The sequence below is a fragment of the Achromobacter sp. B7 genome (assembly GCF_003600685.1).
Lineage (GTDB): Bacteria > Pseudomonadota > Gammaproteobacteria > Burkholderiales > Burkholderiaceae_B > Achromobacter > Achromobacter spanius_B.
On the sequence record NZ_CP032084.1, the window covers coordinates 796,426 to 815,099 of the forward strand.

The following is an 18,674-nucleotide window of genomic DNA, read 5'->3' on the forward strand; positions in this document are numbered from 1 at the left end:
TTTGCGCGATTCCGACGGGACAGGGATACCTACCCCCGGCCCGTCATTGCATTGCACGCCTCACCCAAACTCCAACTGATAAAAACTCTGGCTCGCGATCAGCGTCGCGCCGCAGGACGTGCGCATGCCTTCCAGCGCGGTCATGCGGTCGGAGCTGACGTTGTGCACACCTTCGACGATGGTGTGCGTGTCGCCACATTTGGGGCAGGTGACGCGGTCGCCGACGCGGGCCATGGGCTGGCCGAAGATGATGACGGTTTCATCGCCGGTCACGACGACGCCGCCGTGCGACGTCTTGTCGCCTTTGCGGATGACGGGGCGTTGGGACATGGCGCGAGATATCTGTTTACAGATACGTGCCGTCCGGCGCGCGCCGGGCAGGGCCGACCACGAATGTGCCGTCGGGCGCCATGCGCACGGGGCCGCCGCCGCCTTTGTAGCTGCCGTCCGGCGCGCGTTGCGGGGTGCCTGCCACGTACGTGCCGTCGGGGGCGCGGGTGATGGGGCCTTCGCCGCCGACATAGGTGCCGTCGGGCGCTCGGCGCGGGGTGCCGGCAATGAAGTGCCCGTCGGGCAACATGCGGATGGATTTCGTCGTCATGGACGCTCCTTGGGTAGGAGCCGAAATCATAACGATGCATCGTGATGCGCCTTGTAATAGGACGTGTCATCTTTGAACGTTATGCGTAAGCGAATGTGGGATCATTTCCGCCATTCCCGCCGCTGGCAGCGTTGTCTTCGCCTTTGGCTCTGACGCCGCCAGCCCCGCTACCGCCTTCCAGAACTATGACCGACATCAACGCCTTGTTGCTTCCGATACCCGGCGATGCGCCCTGCGGCGTGGACCTGGTGTTCTCGCCCGAATTCGACGCCATACGCGAAGCGCGTCGGCACGACGATCCGCAGCTGGACCAAGGCGACTGGATCATTGATTTGAAAGAGGCCGACTGGCCGGAAGTGGCGCGCATCTGTTCCGAGGCGCTGCGCAACCGTAGCAAGGACATACGCATTGCGTCGTGGCTGGCGGAAGCGTGGGCCAAGACGCGCGGCTTTGCGGGCTTGCGCGACGGTTATCTGTTGATCGACGGCCTGTGTCAGAACTATTGGGATGGCCTGCACCCCGTGCCCGAGGATGGCGACGTGCAGCAACGCGTGGGCAACCTGGCGTGGCTGCTGTCGCGGTCGCAGCAACTGATTGGCGAGATTCCGCTGACGCAGGCGGACGGCGCGCGTTATGGCGCGGTGCTCTGGGAGGCCGCCAGCCAGTTGGCTAACGCCGTCAAGCGCACGCCGGACAACGCCAACGAGCTGACCCGGGGCAAGCTCACGCTAGACCGCTTTGATGCGGCGCGGCGCGATACGCCGCCGTCGTTCTATTCCGAATTGGACGGCCAGCTGGAAGGTTGCGCGCAGGCGTTGGCGCAGCTGGAACGCACGCTGGACGAGCGGCTGGGCGACGAAAGCCCGGCGTTTTCGAGGGTGCGCGAGGCGCTGCGCAACGTGACCGAACTGGTCCACCGCTTTGCGCGCGACGCTGGTTTGCTGGTGCGCGCCGATATGGCGCCGACCTTGCCACAGCCTCCCGTGGCGCCCGCCGTTCCCACCCGTGTGGAGCCGACCTTGCCCGCCGACGATTCCTTCCCTGCCGCCGGTGCGCCGGTCGGCATCCCCTCAACGCCCGCCGTGCGTGGTCCGATCCAGACGCGCGAGCAGGCGTTGGCGCAGCTGCGCGAGGTGGCTGATTTTTTCCGCCGCACCGAGCCGCACAGCCCGGTAGCCTATCTGGCCGACAAAGCGGCGAGCTGGGGCGAGATGTCGCTGCACCTGTGGCTGCGCACGGTGGTCAAGAACGACGAGACCCTGTCGGGCCTGGAAGAACTGCTGGGCATCAAGAAGGCCGGCGAGAACGGCTAAGGGCCAACCGCCAGCCTTATCGCGCCGCGCGGAATTCGATGCGTCGGTTCTTGGCCCGCCCCTCGGCCGTGGCGTTGGTCGCGACCGGTTGATCCGGGCCCGCGCCCATCGCCTCGAAGCGCGACACCGGCAAGCCCTTGTCCACCAGATAATCCCGCACCGCATCCGCGCGCGCCTGGCTCAGCGCCAGGTTGGTGCTGCGGCTGCCTGAACTGTCGGTGTGGCCGATGATCTGGATCTTGTCGGCGCGCAGCTTGGGCACCGCGTCCGCCACGCGGTCCAGCAACTCGCGGCCGCGTGCCGTCAACCGCGTGCTGCCCGTTTCGAATTCCACGACGCGGTTGCTCAGCAGGTTGTCCAGCACATCCTGTTCGTCCTTGCCAGCCGATACGCGCAGGCCGTTGACGATCTTGTACGTGGGGTTCAGCGACGTGGCGAAGGTGCTGGCGATCTGTTGCCGCGACGCTTCGTTGTCGACCTCGCCGCGCAAGCGGATCTGCGTGCCGTCGATCTCCAGTTGCCCCCGGTTGATCTGCTTGAGCGGGGTGTCCAGCAGCTTGCTGACGTGTTGCGACCAGTTCGCCGGCGCGACCACGCCGCCCACGTCGATGCGATCAATCACGTTCCCCACGCCATAGACCTTCTGCAAGCGCGCCAGCACGTCGGCCTTGGTGGCCTCGTCGGGCACCGCGCCGCTGGCCACCACCTGGCCGGGTTGGGGGATGACGTTGGCCGGCACCACCGTTGCGGCATCCTGGGCATGGGCCGCGCACGACAGCGTGGCGGCCAGGGCAAGAATAAGCGTGCGCATGCGCTAGGCTCCGATGAAAACTTCGCGGAACGTTTCCAGCGCCTGGCGCAAGGAAAGCCGCGGTTGATCCAGATAGCTCGACAGCTTGGCCAGCCCGTGGCTGGCGCTGACATGGTCGCGCACCCACGGCGCGCCCTCCAGCACGATGTAGTGCTGCGATAAGGTCTGCGGCGTGGACAACAGGCTGGCCAGCGTCTGCGGCGATGCGCCCCGAAAGCCCACCACCAGCCGATGCTTGCCCGCCACCCTGCCGATGAACATGGCGATTTCAAAGTCGGCGCGCGTCAGGAAGGGCGCGATCAGCGTCATCCAATACGTGGCCACCAGGTTGATGTAGAGCGGGTCGTCCGGCAGCGGCAACGCCAGCCCCGTGTCCAGCTGCGACGAGCCGCTGGACATCACGGGTGCAAGCAGGATGCCCAGCGCCAGCACGATGTCGTGCATGCTGGCCGCGTGGCCGTTGTTGCGCAGCATGGCCTCTACGCGTTCGATTGTTTGCAGGTCGATGAACGCATCGAAGCCGTCGTCGGCCGCCGTGCGGATCTCGCCTTCCAGGTCGTTCAGCGTTTGCAGCGCGGGGGCGGGGTCGCCGTCCTGCATCAGCTGCGCAGCGGCCGCGCCCATGCGGTTCCACATGCGGCTGAACGCCAGCGGGCTGCGCGCGATGAAATCCAGCGGACGCGCTACCTCTACCGACGTCGCGCTGATGAACGGAAAGCGCCGCCCTGACTGGTCGCGGCTGGGTTGCAGGTGGCCGGCAATGGCCAGCTTGCCGCGCGAGCCCAAGACCGCGAAGGGCACCGGCTGCGCCTCGTCGTACAGCGTCTTCCAGTGCGGGTCTTGCGCCAGGATCTCCATGGTGTTCGCCACCCACGCATCCAGCGTCGACATCAACTGGGGGTGCGAGGTGTTCTTCACGAAATCACCGCGAGACGGGATTTTGCCGAAGTAGGCCGTACGGAACATGGGGGACTGCGGATGGCTCATTGCTGCGCTCCGGCAGGCGTCGGGGCGACGGAGGGTTGAGAGGATGCGCCCACCACCGAGGCGGGAAGGCGCAGGTTGCGCAGCCCTTGGCTGCCGGGTTCGGTGCCGCCCGCGCTGGCGGCTTGCGCGTTGCTGATGATGCGCAGCTTGACCGGCACGGTGATGTTCGACTTGGTCCAGCTCATGTCGAAGCTGCCGTCGGGGTTGGGCTTGCGCTGCGATCCGGAGATCAGCCGTTCCAGGCCAAAGCGGCCGGGCTCGTTGATGACCTCGACCACGGTGCCGTCAAACGCGGTGGCCGTGATGCGCGCGCCCGGTGCGCCCTGCGCATTGGGCCACACGAAGTTGACCCACTGCGGCGGCGTGTTGCGATAGCGCAGTTGCTGGCCGTCGATCTCGATGGTGTATTCCGTGACGCCGCCCGCCGGCTTGGGTTGGATCTGGAACAGCGTCTGCGGCTGCGACGCGGCGCCCGAGCCTGCGGCCCCGCCCGCCAGCGGGGCCACCCACTGTGCAAAGTTGGCAGTGAACGAGGGCTGCAAATCTATGCCCATGTCGCCCCAGGTACGCGCCGTGAGGATGTCGCCGCGCCGCACGGTCAGCGGCCCCAGCGTGTCGTTCACGTACTTGGCGATGCTGCCTTGCGGGCCGAACACCTGGCCGATTTCTTCGCCGCTGGCCTCGATGCCGGCCTTGGTCGAGAACGGATACTTGTCGGCCAGGCCCTGGCTGAAGGGCTGATAGACCTGCGCGTTCCACACCTTGTTCAGCTCGGTCTGGGCGGGTTGCATGGCCACGGCATAGCCCTGGATCAGCGGGCGCACCAGCAGCGGGCGCAGCGTCTCGCGTTGCGCGGGCGTCAGGCCGGCCAGCATCTGTTCATCAACCAGCTTCAGCGCATCGGCAAGCTCCGAGTCCTTGCCTTCCAGCGTCTGGCGCATCAGCAGCAAGGCGCCGGGGCCCGGGTCGCCCTGGTTGTTGATCAGGTTAAAGCGCGTGCGGATCTTCGACAGCGCCGTCATGTAGTTGCCCATCAGCGACTGGTTGTCGCGCGTGACCACCAACCGAGCCACGTCCGAGAACTCGCGGCCCACCGGCCCCATCGGAATCTGTTCGCCGTTGGCCGCCGTCTGCGCCTGCGCGGGCTTGGGCTGGCCCTGGCGCAGGATCACGCGCTTGAACCACGCCACCACACCCGTCTGCGCTTGCGAAATGCCCGTGTTGATTAGCGACGGGTTGTCCCACGACGTTTGCTCGTAGGTGGTGTTGATCAGTTTGACCAGCGGCGAATTCTGCGGATCGCCCAGGCGGTTCATGCCGTGCACTGCTTGCTCAAAGCTGTTGAACGGCTTGATCGTGACCCCGCGCAGCATCTTCTGCCATTCCTGCGCGTACTCGGTCTTGTACATCGTGGCCAGGCTTTTCTGGATTTGTTCCGGGCTGCCTTCCAGCGTGAGATCGTCGCGCGCGTTCACGCCCAGCACCCAGTCGCTGGTCTGCACTTCGCGCCGCGCGGCCTCGCCGATGGCGGGCTCGATGTATTGCTCCCAGGCTTCGCGGGTGAAGGTGCCGGGCACGGCGTAGCTGCCCGCCACCACGGCGGCGTCGGCTTCGCCCATGATGCGCGCCACGGTCATTGCCGGGAAGCGCGTGGCGGCACGCGCCTTCAGCGTGGAATAGGCGCGTTCGCGCGCCGGCATGCCCTGCATCACGCTGCGCAGATTGCCGCGCGTGCGTTCCACCAACGCCAGATTGGTCTCGATCTGCGGCCAATCGGCATCGGCGGCGCGCGCCACGTAAAACGAAATCAGCCGCTCCGCGCTGCGGATCAACTGGTCGCGCGGCATGGCGCCGCGATTGGTTTCCAGCCAGCCGCGCCAAAAGCGCGTGATCTGATCCGACAGGTGGGTCGGGTCCACGTGCTCGCGGTTGGCCATCATCAGGTACGTCTTGAGCGCGTTGTACGCGTCGTCGACGTTGGTGGGCGAGGCGTCCTGGAACAAGGTGTCGCCGGCATTGGCGCGCGCCGGCTGTCCCTGTGCCTGGGCAGACGCCTGGGTGGATACCGGCGTGGCCGTCGCGCCGGCCGCCGCGGCCTTCGACGTATCCACGCGGCCCAGATACTCTTCCAGGCTGGCCTTCACCGGCACCAGCATGAACTGGCGCAGGCCGTTGTAGTACTCGGCCAGCAGGCGTTCGCGCAGCACATCGCCCTGGTACAGCCCCAGGCCCAACGACAGGGGGCGGCTGGACGAATAGCGGTCCAGCTGTTCGATGCGGTCTTGCAGGATCTCCATCGCTTCCAGACGGCTTTGCAGATCGGTGCGTTCGCTTTGCAGGCGCACCACCTTGTCCAGATCCGCCTGCACGTTGGTGGCCAGCTGGCGGTTGCCCAGGTACGACCAACTCCAGCCGCCCAGCACCAGGCCCAGCGCCAGCACCAGGCCGAAGAAGGTCAGGTAACGCATGCGGACTTTGTTCGGGCTGGCGTGTTGGCGCACCAGCTTCTTGTCGGCAAAGATCACGTTGGAAAACAGGTCGCGCAGGAACAGGCCGTTGTGCGATGCCGTGTTGGGCGCCGCGCCGCGCGTGGATGGGCGCAGGCTGAAGCGCTCGGCCAGCTTCTCTGTCGAGGTGCTGCGCGAGGCGCCTTCCTGCAGGGCGCTGGTGAAGTAAAAGCCGCGAAACACCGGCTTGTACTGGAACGGATTGGTCTCGAACAAGGTCGACAGAAACGTGCGCAGCGCGGGTTTGATCGCCGCGAATTCCGGCGGAAAAGTCAGCAGGCCCGGGGGCAGGGCGCCGCTGCGTCGCAGCGAAATCTGCGCCGTGCCCATTTCCTTCAGGCCTTCATACAGCTCGTCAAAACGCTCGTCGAATTGCGTCAGCACGTCGCGGCTTTCGTCCGCGCCATACGGCAGCGTGGCGCCCCACACGCGGTCGCGCTCGCGCGGGTCGGCATCCGCAAAAAACTCCGAGAAGCCAGCGATCAGATCCGCCTTCGTGAAAATCACATACACCGGCGCAAACACCTCCAGCCGGTCGGTCAGTTCCTGCACGCGCTGGCGCAGGTTCTTGGCCAGGTTGATGGCAAATTCCGGGCCGGAATCGGTCAGCTCGCTGATGCTGGCCGCCACGATGATGCCGTTGATCGGCGCCTTCGGGCGATGGCGCTTGAGCAGGTCCAGAAAACTCATCCATTCGTTGCGGTCTTCCTCGTGCACCGAATAGCGGCCCGCCGTGTCCAGCAGGATGCCTTCCGTGGTGAAGAACCAATCGCAGTTGCGCGTGCCGCCCACGCCGCGCACAGCCGCGCCGTTCTTGTCCGCAAACGGAAATTGCAGGCCCGAGTTGATGACCGCGCTGCTCTTGCCGGCCGCCGGGTTGCCGATGACGATGTACCAGGGCAGTTCGTACAGGGCTTCGTTACCCGACGTCTGGCCGATCTTTGACGTCTTGATCGTGCGCACCGCCTGCGTCAGCCGTTGGCGCAAGGCATCGATGTCGTTGCGGTTGGCGGCGGGGCTGGACACGGCGCCCGTTTGCACCTGTTGCTCCAGCATGTCGCCCAGCTGCTGGTTGGCGCGCCGCGTGCGGCGGCGCCGCCACAGCTGCACGCACAGCCACAGCAACAGCAATACGCCCAGCGCCGTGCCGGCCCATATCAGCCCGATCTGCATGGTGTCCGCGAACAGGAACAGGAAGACGATCAGCGCGATCAACCCGATCACCATGAAGGTGCGCGGGTTGGCGAACACGCGCGCGCCCCAGTAGCGAATATCGCTCATGGAACTGGAAAGAGAAGATAGGAATCCTGAGGGGCTACGCATGGTTTTCGCTGTTATTTTCCGAGTCAGGCGGTAGTGCCGGCGGCCGGTCGATAGACCAGGGACGCGCAGCGCAATGCGGGGTCTTGCAGGGTAAGGGTCAGCACCGGGTGTTCGGCCTGCATACAGGCTTCACCGGCGATGGCCAAGGTCAGCAACGAGGCGGCCACGCCGGTGTGGCCACAGGCCACGCCCACCGCGTGGCAGTCCTTGCTGGCATCCAGGTGTTCAAACAATTGCGACGTCACGCCCAGGGCTTCCAACGGACGGCTGCCGCGATGATCGGCGTCGCTGACCACCTGCACGACGGTGTCTGGCGCAACGGCCGCGCGCTGCAACAGGTCGCGCGCCAGTTCGGCCAGCGCGGGCTCAGGCAACGCGCCCCGTGCATCCGCGGGCTTCTGGCGTTGGATCATGGGTGACAGGGCGACGCGCAGGTCGGTGGATGCAAAGGAGGGGGCCGTCGCAGCCGCGTTCGATGCGGTCGGCCCTGCGTCGGCCACACCCGCCTGGGTATCCACCAGGTTCAATAGCAAGCCGGCAGCGGCCTCGCCCGGCACGCGGCCGTGCGGATTGGCGTGCGTCAGCAGCGTGGCGTCCGCGTCCCATTGCGCTACCTGATCCTGATCGATGTAGCCGTCACCGGCCAGCACGATGCGCCACGTTGGCGCGGCCTTGGTGTCGACGGGCAGCGACGCCAATTCACGCAGCAGTGTCTCGGTGGCCATCACGTCATGCGCGATGTGTTCCGTGACGCTGACGCGGCTACCGGGCCAGACGCCCGCTGCCGCCAGCACTTCGGCGCGCGCGCGCTCACGCGCGGGCTGCGACCAGGTTGCGGGCAGCAGGAGGTCAAAGCGCAGTAACGGCCAGTCTTCGTCGCGCGCCGGCACATCCAGTTCCGTGACGCGGCGATGCGCTTGGTCGGTCAATGTGGCCGCGACATCGACCAGCAAGGCCGTTGCGCGCAGACCCGCCGTGGCCAACGCGTCGGCGGGCGCGCCGCGTTCGCGTGCGGCGGCGTACAGCTCAACGTCGTCCAGCTGCGGCACGCGCGCCGCGAAAACGGGAAAGCCCTGCAAGGTCTTCAGTTCGGGATCCAGCTCGGGGCGCTGTTGTTCGATCAACGCCTCGGCAATCGATGCTGCGTCCGGCCCGGCCCCCGCGCGCGCCGCGACCGCAACGACGCGCAGTTCGGCCCGAGCCGCCGGCGCCGCCTCGGCAGCGGGCGCTGACGCCACCGGTTGCGGCTTGGGCGCACGCGCCGCGCGCACGATGCGCGCGCCCAGCCACAGCGCGCCCAACAGCGCCAGCGGCAGCGCAAACAAATACAGCCCGATGTCCACGCCGGTCGGCAGCGTGCGCGACTCTTGCCACCAGATGATGACGGCCAGCCACACCACCGCGAACAGCGCCAGAACCAGCAAGCCTTTTTTCAGCAAACGTGCCATGTGCGCCCGGTCAGAGGAATGAAGTTGTTGTTATCGGGGCGCCGGCGCGCGCGTTGCAATGCGTCGCCTTCATTTCGCCGTGTCTCCCGCGCGCTGCATGGCGCCGGGCCGACGCAGCTCTACGTGACCGAAGTCCATCATCTTCCAGCGGCCGCCCCAGGTCAGGCCGACCAGCTCGGCGGTCTGGCCGAACAGCTCGTAGCCACGCATGGCCCACGGGTCTTTTTCCGAAATGACGATCTTGCCGTGGCGATAGAACGCGCTGTCGGCGGCCAGGCCATATTGGTGATAGCTCTGGAACGCGCCCGCGTTGGTCACGTGCGTGCCCATGCCCGCCAATTCTTCCTGGCGCTGCGGGCTGCGATAGCCCTCGATCAGCGCCATTTCGTAGCCGTGCTGCTCGCGCATGATGCGATAAGCCAACAGCAGACGCTGGCGGAAATCCGCATCCAGCAGGTCCCAATTGCGGTTTGCGCCACCCAGCTTCGGCCGCACCAATTCCACCTCACGCGTGGTGAACGCGTCGGGCGGCAAGGGGGCTGGCGGGGCCAGCCTTTCGCCTTCCAGCAAGGCCTGAATCCGGCGGTCCGGGCCCGTCATCTGAGGGCTGTAAATGAATGTGTGATTGTGTCGCATGACGAAAGCAAAAAGTGACGGCAGCAACACAATTGCAAGGCCGATTGCCACTTGCCAGCGATGCCGCGCCACCCATCCCGCCGACGTTTTCACCCCGCTGTGCAAGGCCCCGGCCGTGCCACCCACCGCACCGCCCGCCTGGCTTGCGCCGCGCGTTGCGCCGCGCGCCACGCCCTGTGCGCACGCGCGCAAACCCCGCACCGCGCCTTGGCGCAGTGCAGGGAAAAACAGGAGAGCGGAAACGCCCACCGCCAGCAAAAAATACAGGGGCAGTAGCAGTAACAAGATCGGTCCCTCATGCGGAAGGCGTCATCTTTTGTTCTATTCGCGTGGGAGGCAAGCGATCCGGCGTTGCAAACCGCGTCGGACCCTTAGAAATCGTAACAAGAATCGATGTTCCAAATGAGGTGTTCGGGTATTCTCGACGGGCTTGGTTACAGGGGGGCTGCACACGCCTCCTGCTGACACGGGAACCCGCATGGCAGAAGACGAAAAAGAAGCTCGCCCTACGATGACCGCGCCGAGTCTGCTCAGCGGTTCCACAGCCGCGCGAGGCGAGGCCGAGTCCACACGAATACTGGCGGCGCTGGAAGGGCGCGCGCCTGAAGCCGAGGTCAAACACCTGGCCGCGCGGCGCGACCCGCGCGCGCGGCGCTGGGTGGCGCTGGCGTTGCTGCTGGCGTTGGTGGCCGGTGGCATCACGTGGTTCATCCACGAGGACCCCACGGGCGCGATGCAGGCCCAGGCGCCGGGTGCTACGGGATTGAGCGCGGATGCTTCGCAGGCGAATCGGCCCGCGTCGCCAGCGGCATCGGGCGCCCCGCCCGCCGCCACGCGCGCGCCGCAGGCCAACGCGACGCAAGGGGCGTCCGACAAGCCGCCCGCGGTAGCCGCCATCATCGATGAATCGCCGCCCGCGCGCGATGCGGATGTGGGCCGTGGTGAACCGGAACCATCGCGCGAACCGACCAACCCGCTGTCCGTGCTGGCGATGACGTCGCCGGCCACCACCGCCCCTGCCGCTACCGCGCCCGGTCCCACGCGCCAGGCGGCGGAACAACGCGCGCGCGAAGCCGTGGTCCCGCATGGCAATGCGCCGCGCGCCGTTAAGCCCGCCGCCACGCCGCGCAAGGCCGCACAGCCCTCCGACACCGACGCGGCGCTGTTGTCCGCACTGATGAATTACGGCCTGCCGCCCGCGTCTCCGCCCGGCACGCGCGTCTATAAAACCGATGGCATTTTCATGCGCGAGATGCCGGGCTCGCCGTTGTCCGAACGCTTGAAGGAATGCCGCAAGCTCAGTTTCTTTGAAGGCGAACAATGCCGCCTGCGCGTGTGCGCCGGCCAATGGGGCACGGCCGCTGAATGCCCGACGCCGCAAGCCAACGTCGAACCCTGAATGCGCAACGCCCCACTCCGGCTTTTATCGCCCCTGTCCCACCGCGAGGTTTTTGCTCCATGGCTGTGAACGCAAGCAACGGCGGTGCCAGCGCCCCATCCCGGCTGTATCGCCTGGATGGCGAGGGCGCGATCGCGTCCCTGCAAGTGGAAGGCTGGGTGGCGCGTGAAGGCCTGTCGGACTTGAGCGAAGCGCGCATCGTTGCGCTGGCCGACGACGCTTCGCTGGATCTTAACGACATGGTGTCGCGGCCCGCCACGCTGTGGGCCACGCGCGCCGACGGCAGCGAGATTGGCCGCAGCGGCGTCGTGCGTGCCGCCGAGATGCTGGGTGGCAACGCGGGCAAGGCGCGCTATCGCATCACGCTGGCGCCCTGGCTATGGCTGGCCACGCAGCGGCGCGCCAGCCGCATCTATGAAAACCAGCCCGTGCTGGAAATCGTGCGGCATGTGCTGGACAGCTACGAGGGCTACACCTACAAGCTTGCCGACGACGTCGAGCGCCACCTTGCCGACCTGCCCACGCGGCCTTACACCACGCAGTATCGCGAAACCGACTACGCCTTTCTGTCGCGCCTGCTGGCGGAATCCGGCCTGGGCTGGACCACCGTCGAGGACAAGGCCGCCCCTTCGCGCCATGCCGTGCTGATCTTTGCCGACAGCCGCACGTTGCCCGAAGACGCAGAGTCCTCGGGCGGCGGCGTGCGCTTTCAACGCGCGCATGCCACCGAGACGCGCGACGGCGTGCAGGCCCTGGCGCGCAGGCAGCGGCGCGCGGTGGAACGCGTCACCGTTCTAGGCTGGCACGACAGCGGCAAGCACGCCATCACGGGCCAGGCCCTGGCCGGCCCGGCCAGCGGGTCCGACGACGAAACCGCCGGGCTGGAATGGTTTGAACCCCTGGGCCACGGCGGCCTGTTGAACCAGGCGCACGCGCAGTTTCAGGCCACGCTGTTGATGCAGGCCGCGCAGGCCCGCGCCGAAACGTTCATTGGGCGTGGCAACGTGCGCACGTTCCGGTCGGGCACACGCTTCACGCTGCAAGACATGTCGCCGTTAGGGCCCAAGGGCGAGGCCGGCTTCGAACCCGTGTTCGCGTTGGACCGTATTGAACACGTCGGCGTCAACAACCTGCCGGGCCAGGCCGACGCCAACTTGTCCGGCCAGATGGGCGCGCTGGACGACTTCCTGTGCTTTGACGACGACGAAGACGCCGCATTGAATAGCGACGCAGACATTCAGCGTGCCGATCACGACGACCTGGCCGACGACGATTCCGCCTACCCCCCAGACGACGCATTGATCGGCGTCGGCCGGCCTGACGCCGCCGTGCTGGCGCGGGCGCATGAAGTGGGCTACGCCAACCGCTTTTGCGCGGTGCGTTGCGACCGCCCCTGGCGCGCCTTGCCGGCCGCCGCGCGCGGTGCCCGATTGGCCGGCGCGCCGTCGGCCGTGGGCGTGCACACGGCGATTGTCACCAACGCCGAAGGGGCCACCGAGGCCAGCGGCGAAGACGAAATCCACCGCAACGCGCGGGGCGACGTGCGCGTGCGCTTTCACTGGCAGACCGACGGCCAGGGCCTGGCGAAAAGCCGTTGGGCACGCGTGGCGCAGCGCCAGGCGGGCGCGGGCATGGGCATGAGCTTCGTGCCGCGTATCGGGCAGGAAGTGCTGGTGCGCTTCCTGGACGAAGACATCGACCAGCCCCTGGTCGTCGGTGCGCTTTACAACGGGCGCGGCGAAGGCGGCATACCGGCTACGCCAGGCGGCAAGGCCGGCGAACCCATGAACACCGAGGTGTACGCGGCGGCCCTCGACGGCAAGCCCAGCGCGCAGGCCAACCTGGCCAGCGGCAACGCACCCGCCTGGCACGGCGCGGCGGCGGGCGACGAACAGCATCGCAACGCGGCCGCGTTAAGCGGCTTCAAGAGCAAGGAATTTGGCGGCGACGGCTACAACCAGATCGTCTTCGACGACAGCGACGGCCAGCTGCGCATGCAGATCAAGTCCACGCAGTCGGCCAGCGAACTGAACCTGGGCCATCTGATTCACCAGGCTGGCAACTATCGCGGCAACGTGCGCGGCGTGGGCGCGGAATTGCGCACCGATGCGTTTGGCGCGCTGCGGGGCGGCGCGGGCGTGTTGCTGACCACCTACACGGCCGGCGGCGGCGAACCGGCAGGCGACGCGGCGGCGCCCCTGGCGCTGGCCGGGCAGGCCGACATCATGGCGCAGTCGTTTGACGGCGTGATCGGCGCGCATCAGGGCGTGCGCCTGGCTTCGGCACGCGGCACCACGTCAGCAGGCGCCAGCCGACTGGACGGTGAACGCGCGCCCCTGGCCGCGATGACGCGCGCCGTCTCCGGCACCGTAGACGGCCAGGCGATCAGCGGCGCGGCGGGCGATGCCTCTGCCAAGCACACGGAAGTGGTCGACGGCAAGGTCCCGCACCTGACCGACCCGCTGGTGCTGATGGCGGGCCGCGCGGGGCTGACGCAAGCGGCCGGACGCAACGTGCAGATATCGGCCGGCGAACTGGTGCACTGGTCATCGGGGCTGGACCACAACCTGGCCGTCATCGGCTCGCTGCGCGTGCATACCGGCCAGGCGCTGGGCATCGTGGCCGGCGTGCAGAAGGGCGGCGCCGAATCCGGCCTGGACCTGATCGCCGGCACGGGCGAAGTCGACGTGATGTCGCAGCATGACGTGCTGACCGTGCAGGCGCAGCAGGACCTGCGCATGGTCAGCGCCAACGCCGGCATCGAATACGCATCGCCCAAGCGCATCCGCATTGCCAACGCGGCGGGTGCCAGCATCGTCATCGAAGGCGGCAATATCACCGTCACCGCGCCCGGCCGTATCGACGTCAAGACCGGCAACAAACAGTTCGCCGGCCCCACCCAGATGCCGTATCCCTTTCCGCAGTTCACGGTATGCAAAAGCTGCGTGCTGGACGCCCAGGACAGCGTGCAATCCATTACCGAAAAGGCGTGACGGCGATGGCTTATTCCTGGCAGCAGGCGCTGCTTTCCACCTTTGCGCAATTGCCGCACCACCGCGGGCCGTATGGCGAAGCCGCGCGCGCGTATGTGATCGTGGATTTTCGGGGGCACCCCGATCTGCTGGCACGCATCAGTGCCACCGAAGACCTGAGTTTTGGCTCGATCTGGGCGCAAACCGGGCTGGACATTTATGGCGACGTGGCGCCACTGCTGATCGAAGTGGACGGCGCATCGCAAGGCGTGCTGCGCGGGCCGCGTCGGCCTGATTTCAGTACGCCGCTCGTGCGCGTGTTGAACGCCCTGCACGAACGCAGCGGCGGCCGCTACGCAATGATGAGCTTCGCCTCCGCCGTGCCCCTGGAAAAGCTGATCGCGCATTTCGGACGGTTTTGCGACTACGCCTTGCCCGACGATACCGAGTTCTTCCTGCACTGGTACGACACGCGCATCCTGGCGCGCGCCCTGCAAGTCTGGACCGCCGAACAACGCGCCCGCTTCGCCTCGCCGCTGATCACCTTGCGCTACGCGTTGCGCGATGGCTCGCAGGCCGAGCTGTCGGGCACCGGCAGGCTGCCCACAGACGCGCCCGACGGCATCCAACGCTTCACGCCCGAGCAGCACCAGATGCTGTTCGACCTGGACTACCCCGACAAACTCGCGGTGCAACTACGCCGCTTGTATCCCGGTCTGCTGCCGGGCGACCCGGATCAGGACGCGCTGGTGCCGCAAGTGCAAGTGCAGTTGGAACGCGCGCGCGCACACGGCGTGGCGGGCGACAAAGACATGTTCGACTATGTGGCGTGGGGCGTATCGATATCCCCGCGCTTTGATGAGCATCCGCTGATCCGTGCGGGCTTGCAGGAGTATCAGCCCGGTGACGACGGCGCGCTGGCAAAGGCGCTGGCGGGCGTGCCGGACGCGGTGTGGGACGAGGTGCAGGCCTTGCATTGGGCCGGTCAGGATTGGCCTTCAGGAGAGATGAATGCGTAAGGGATTGATCGCCGCGCTGTTGTGGCTGGGCATGCTGGCGGGTTGCAATAGCGAGCCGGTCTACCAAGGCGTCAGTTTCATCGCCTATAACTACACGCCGTGGAATATCCGCAGCATCAGCGTCAAGGACAAGGGCGAAGGCGTGGCGTCGACGATGCAGGTCAGCCCGGGCGGCGGCGAGGGCTCGGTTACCTGCTGCTTCACGCTCAAGGGCACCGATTTCACCGTGGACTGGCGCGGCGTCGACGCCGAGCTGCTGCGCAAGCATTTGCACGATGGCAAGGCCGACTCGCTCTATTTCGATCGGCAGGGCGCCATCAAATTTCCGGCCGCCGAGATCCCGGCGGGCGACGGTCCGCTGTATCTGGAGCTGCACATCTATCCCGACGAACACATGGAGCTGGCGCTAAGCCGCAAGCTCCTGGGCCAGACGCGGATTCCCATTGTCGATACCGTGGACTGGCTATGGCGCGAGCATCGCGCATCGCTTGGCGCTTACCGCAGTGACGCCGAACTGCTGCGCGCGACCGCGAAGGCGTTGCAGCCGGCATGGAAAAAATACCGTATCGAAGACAAGCAAGACCTGCGCCAGTACATGCTGCTGTACTTCACGGTGGCGTCGAACTTCGATTCGGATCCACAGGTGAAGGCGATCCTGGACAAGCCGGGACGCGCGCCGGGCGATTTCGCCCGGGAAGTCGCGGCGTTGCCGCCGGCAAAGCTGGAGCAGATCAAAGCCATGGGCACCCCGGCGGGAGATAAGCATGTCTGACGCGCAATCCAGTGACTTGCCGCCGGAGAACCGTACGCCGGCATCGGTGCTGAAGGCAATGGCCCAGAACGAGGCGGCGTACCCCAAGGACGACTGCAATGAATGCGGTGCGGTCCTGCGGATGGGGTTCTTTTTTGACGGCTTCGGCCGTAGCCGCGACGAAGATGCGAAGCACCCCACGTACTATTCGAACATCTGCCGCTTGTGGGAAGCGCACTATGTCCAGAGCGATCCCGGCCGCCCTGAAAAGCACCACTGGTTTCGGTTTTATTACTCGGGTCTGGGCACGGATCTGAATGCCGATGCGGAAAACGACGACATGATTTATGCCGCCGCGAAGGCGGGCATGAAGGCGGCGAGCAACGCGCAAAAGGCGATATCGGCCAACGTCGGCAATGTCTTGCGCACGGACGAGATTCCGAACCATAAGCTCACCGGGCGCCTGACGGCGGCGGTGAAGAAGTCGCTGCGTGAGTCCTCGTATCAGCCCATGGTCAAGGCATACAAGGACGTCGTGAAAGACGTGCGGACGTTGCCCGAAAAGGCGGTCCGGATCTGGAATGCGTGGGACCCCGAGCGCGTGGTGAACCGTGCGCGCGCCACCATTCGAGGCTTCTGGGCCGGCTTCAAGAAAAATCCCCTTAAGGTCGCGTGGACGGCCGGCAAGGAAGCCGCCAAGTCAACCATGATGGAAACGGTGCCGATCATCCGCGATCAGGAAACGGTGGCCTACCTGATGGGCACGGGCGTAGACGTGCGCGTGGACTCGGCATTGCGCCAGTTCAAGGCGGCCTATGACGCCGTGAGCGAAGGGCAGAATGTGCGCCGCATTGAAATCACCGTGTTCGGCGCGGACCGGGGCGGGGTGGTCGCGCGCCAGTTCGTCAATGATCTGGTCAAGAAGTACCGCCGCCGTCACGATGCGGACCTGGCGGTGATTGGCGACCGAACGAAGAACAAGTCAGATGCTGATATCCAGATCCGCTTCATGGGCTTGCTGGATTCGGTCGCGTCCATCATGGACGAAAACACGTTCCTGGGCTTTTTGCCCGTCACTGACCTTATCAAGCAGACGCACAAGGACAGGACGTTGACGGTGCCAGCCGCCGTGCAGACGTGCGTGCATTTCGCGGCCGCGCATGAGCTGCGCCGCAATCAGCGCATGGACAGCCTGGAAAAGACGCGCGGCCTGCAGTATCTGTATCCCGGGTCCAGTGGCGACGTGACGGGCGTCAGTCCGCCCGGGTCGCTGAATGCGCGGGTCGAGCTGTCGCGCGTGGCGCTGCGCGACATGATGAACCAGGCCCTGTCGCACGGCGCGGCCTTTCACAGCATGGAAAGGCTGGCCGACCTGAAGCCCGATACCTATTTGCAGTTTTCGCTGTCCGAACCGATTGTGGATGGCAGTACGAAAAGCCAGATTCTGGATCTGGTCAAAGCGTATCGCGAGGTCGTCAAGTACGAGCCGGGCATCGACTTCATGCCGCATATGGAGGCATTCCTGCGCTGGCTTGCCGTGCGTTACCAGGACCCCACGTTCCGCGCCGAACTGTCGGACCCGGCCGAGGCGTGGATCAAGGACCGGGACTACTTCACGCCGGAACAGGAATACAACCAAGAGCTGCGGCGCGTGTCGGCATTGCCCGCCGAGGAACGCAACAAGCCCGAGAATACGGCCCGCCTGCGCGAGCTGGAGGCGCTTAAGAATGAGCGTTGGGAACGCGCCTCGGCAAGCCGTGGCGAATTGCCTCCGCAACGTTTCAAGCCGCTGTGGGAACGCCTGGAAGAGGAATACAAGAGCCTGGAGCACGCGGAACAGCAGGACGCCGATACCGCGCAGCGCCGCGCGGACCTGGAGCGTAATAGCCCGCAGGTGTTGCGCACGATGGAGTTGATGGACAAGGACATGCGCGACCGCGAGAACATGCGCAATGAACTGATCAAGCGCGGCGGCGGCACGCCGGAAAAGGCCGCCGACCCCCTGGCCGACATCAAGGCCGAGCGCGCGGTTCAGCAACGCCTGCTGACCGCCTGGCGCGAGGCGCGCGACGGCAAAACGCAGCTGCCCCCGAAGGTCATGACCTTGTTCGACTGGCTGGTGCACGACGCCATGTTGAGCAGTTGGCCCGATCACCTGTTGGCCAGCACCACGATGTACTTCCGCGTCCGCGACAAGGATGTATTCGCCAAGACCGACGCCAAGGCCGAAATGGCGCAGCGCGCCAAGGACATGCGCAACGCGGAAAAGGTCGAGGCCCAGGCTGCCCGGGCAGAGCAGAACATTCAACAGATGACACCGGCGCGCCCGTGACGCGACGAATGAAGGACGTGCGTGGCGCCTTCGATGCCGCTTACGTCTTGCCCGCTTCGACCGCTATCGTCACCGTATTCGACTTCACGTTCTCTGCCTCGATATACACCTCGTAGGTCGCGGGCGTGGCGGGCAGATGCAGGACGCCCGCCATATCCGTGGTGAAGCGGGTTTCCACGGTCATGCCGGGCGGCAGCGGAATCTTGGGCGGGGCCGCGCCTTCGCTGGGGTCCACCGACACATTGGGCAGCTTGGGCCGCACGTAGTTGAACGCGATGCCGCGATAGACCTTGCCGGTGCGCGTGTCCACCGCCACGAAACGCGGTAGCTGCGGCTCGTCTACCACGGGCAGGATGCCGCGCGCACAGATGGGAATGGTCAGCGTGCTGCCGTCGCGGATCGTCACGCGGGTGGGCGCGGCGATGCGCATCTGCGCGTCGTAGCCTTGCAGCGGCGGCATGCAGGCGTGTTCCTTTTGCGAGTGCGAGGGCACCGAGGCAAAGGTGGCGGGTTCAATCCAGTCGGTCGTCATGATGGGCATGTCGGTTCGGGCATGTCGGTTATCTGGAAAAGGC

Annotated in this window: 14 protein-coding genes; 6 read left to right on the forward strand and 8 right to left on the reverse strand. The window is 66.2% G+C overall.

Going from position 1 to position 18,674, the window contains the following annotated elements; translation table 11 throughout:
- Positions 1-60 precede the first annotated feature (60 nt).
- Both DVB37_RS03635 and DVB37_RS03640 read right to left on the reverse strand, forming a co-directional pair.
- Entirely contained in the window at positions 61-330 is a 270-nt protein-coding gene (locus DVB37_RS03635) for a PAAR domain-containing protein (protein ID WP_046804224.1), read from the reverse strand.
- Positions 331-346: 16 nt separating this feature from the next.
- Complete coding sequence (locus DVB37_RS03640) at positions 347-601, reverse strand: hypothetical protein (protein WP_104143413.1); 255 nt, start codon at positions 599-601, stop codon at positions 347-349.
- Positions 602-786: 185 nt separating this feature from the next.
- Between DVB37_RS03640 and tssA the strand changes: the two genes are divergently transcribed.
- A complete protein-coding gene (gene tssA / locus DVB37_RS03645; protein ID WP_120153861.1) occupies positions 787-1,914 on the forward strand; it encodes a type VI secretion system protein TssA in 1,128 nt (375 codons plus the stop codon).
- Between the two features lie 16 nt (positions 1,915-1,930).
- On the opposite strand, the gene DVB37_RS03650 is transcribed toward tssA, so the two are convergent.
- The 5 genes from DVB37_RS03650 to DVB37_RS03670 form a co-directional block, all read right to left on the reverse strand.
- Positions 1,931-2,725, reverse strand: a complete 795-nt coding sequence (locus tag DVB37_RS03650; RefSeq protein ID WP_046804221.1) for an OmpA family protein — start codon at positions 2,723-2,725, stop codon at positions 1,931-1,933.
- A 3-nt stretch (positions 2,726-2,728) separates the two neighbouring features.
- Positions 2,729-3,712, reverse strand: coding sequence for a type VI secretion system-associated protein TagF (tagF, locus tag DVB37_RS03655; protein WP_104143416.1), 984 nt, complete (start codon positions 3,710-3,712; stop codon positions 2,729-2,731).
- Positions 3,709-7,500: a type VI secretion system membrane subunit TssM gene (tssM, locus tag DVB37_RS03660; protein ID WP_240434032.1), complete on the reverse strand. Its 3,792-nt coding sequence runs from the start codon at positions 7,498-7,500 to the stop codon at positions 3,709-3,711. The genes tagF and tssM overlap by 4 nt, the downstream gene beginning before the upstream one ends.
- Positions 7,501-7,565: 65 nt before the next feature.
- Entirely contained in the window at positions 7,566-8,990 is a 1,425-nt protein-coding gene (locus DVB37_RS03665) for a hypothetical protein (protein ID WP_120153863.1), read from the reverse strand.
- Between the two features lie 69 nt (positions 8,991-9,059).
- Positions 9,060-9,911 (reverse strand): M15 family metallopeptidase, encoded by an 852-nt coding sequence (locus DVB37_RS03670; protein WP_371683102.1) that lies wholly within the window; start codon positions 9,909-9,911, stop codon positions 9,060-9,062.
- Positions 9,912-10,137: 226 nt separating this feature from the next.
- Between DVB37_RS03670 and DVB37_RS03675 the strand changes: the two genes are divergently transcribed.
- Genes DVB37_RS03675 through DVB37_RS03695 form a run of 5 tightly spaced genes read left to right on the forward strand, consistent with a single transcriptional unit; the run spans position 10,138 to position 18,099 of the window.
- Positions 10,138-11,025, forward strand: coding sequence for a hypothetical protein (locus DVB37_RS03675; protein WP_162941152.1), 888 nt, complete (start codon positions 10,138-10,140; stop codon positions 11,023-11,025).
- A 59-nt stretch (positions 11,026-11,084) separates the two neighbouring features.
- Entirely contained in the window at positions 11,085-14,018 is a 2,934-nt protein-coding gene (locus DVB37_RS03680) for a type VI secretion system Vgr family protein (RefSeq protein ID WP_120153870.1), read from the forward strand.
- Between the two features lie 5 nt (positions 14,019-14,023).
- Positions 14,024-15,016, forward strand: coding sequence for a DUF4123 domain-containing protein (locus DVB37_RS03685; RefSeq protein ID WP_120153872.1), 993 nt, complete (start codon positions 14,024-14,026; stop codon positions 15,014-15,016).
- Positions 15,009-15,788 carry a DUF3304 domain-containing protein gene (locus DVB37_RS03690; protein WP_120153874.1) on the forward strand — a complete coding sequence of 260 codons (780 nt, stop codon included), beginning with the start codon at positions 15,009-15,011 and terminating at the stop codon, positions 15,786-15,788. The genes DVB37_RS03685 and DVB37_RS03690 overlap by 8 nt, the downstream gene beginning before the upstream one ends.
- Entirely contained in the window at positions 15,781-18,099 is a 2,319-nt protein-coding gene (locus DVB37_RS03695) for a phospholipase effector Tle1 domain-containing protein (protein WP_120153876.1), read from the forward strand. Before DVB37_RS03690 ends, DVB37_RS03695 begins: the two co-directional genes overlap by 8 nt.
- 40 nt (positions 18,100-18,139) lie before the next feature.
- Here DVB37_RS03695 and DVB37_RS03700 read toward each other — a convergent pair whose 3' ends face one another.
- Positions 18,140-18,640, reverse strand: a complete 501-nt coding sequence (locus DVB37_RS03700) for a hypothetical protein (RefSeq protein ID WP_104143428.1) — start codon at positions 18,638-18,640, stop codon at positions 18,140-18,142.
- Positions 18,641-18,674 lie beyond the last annotated feature (34 nt).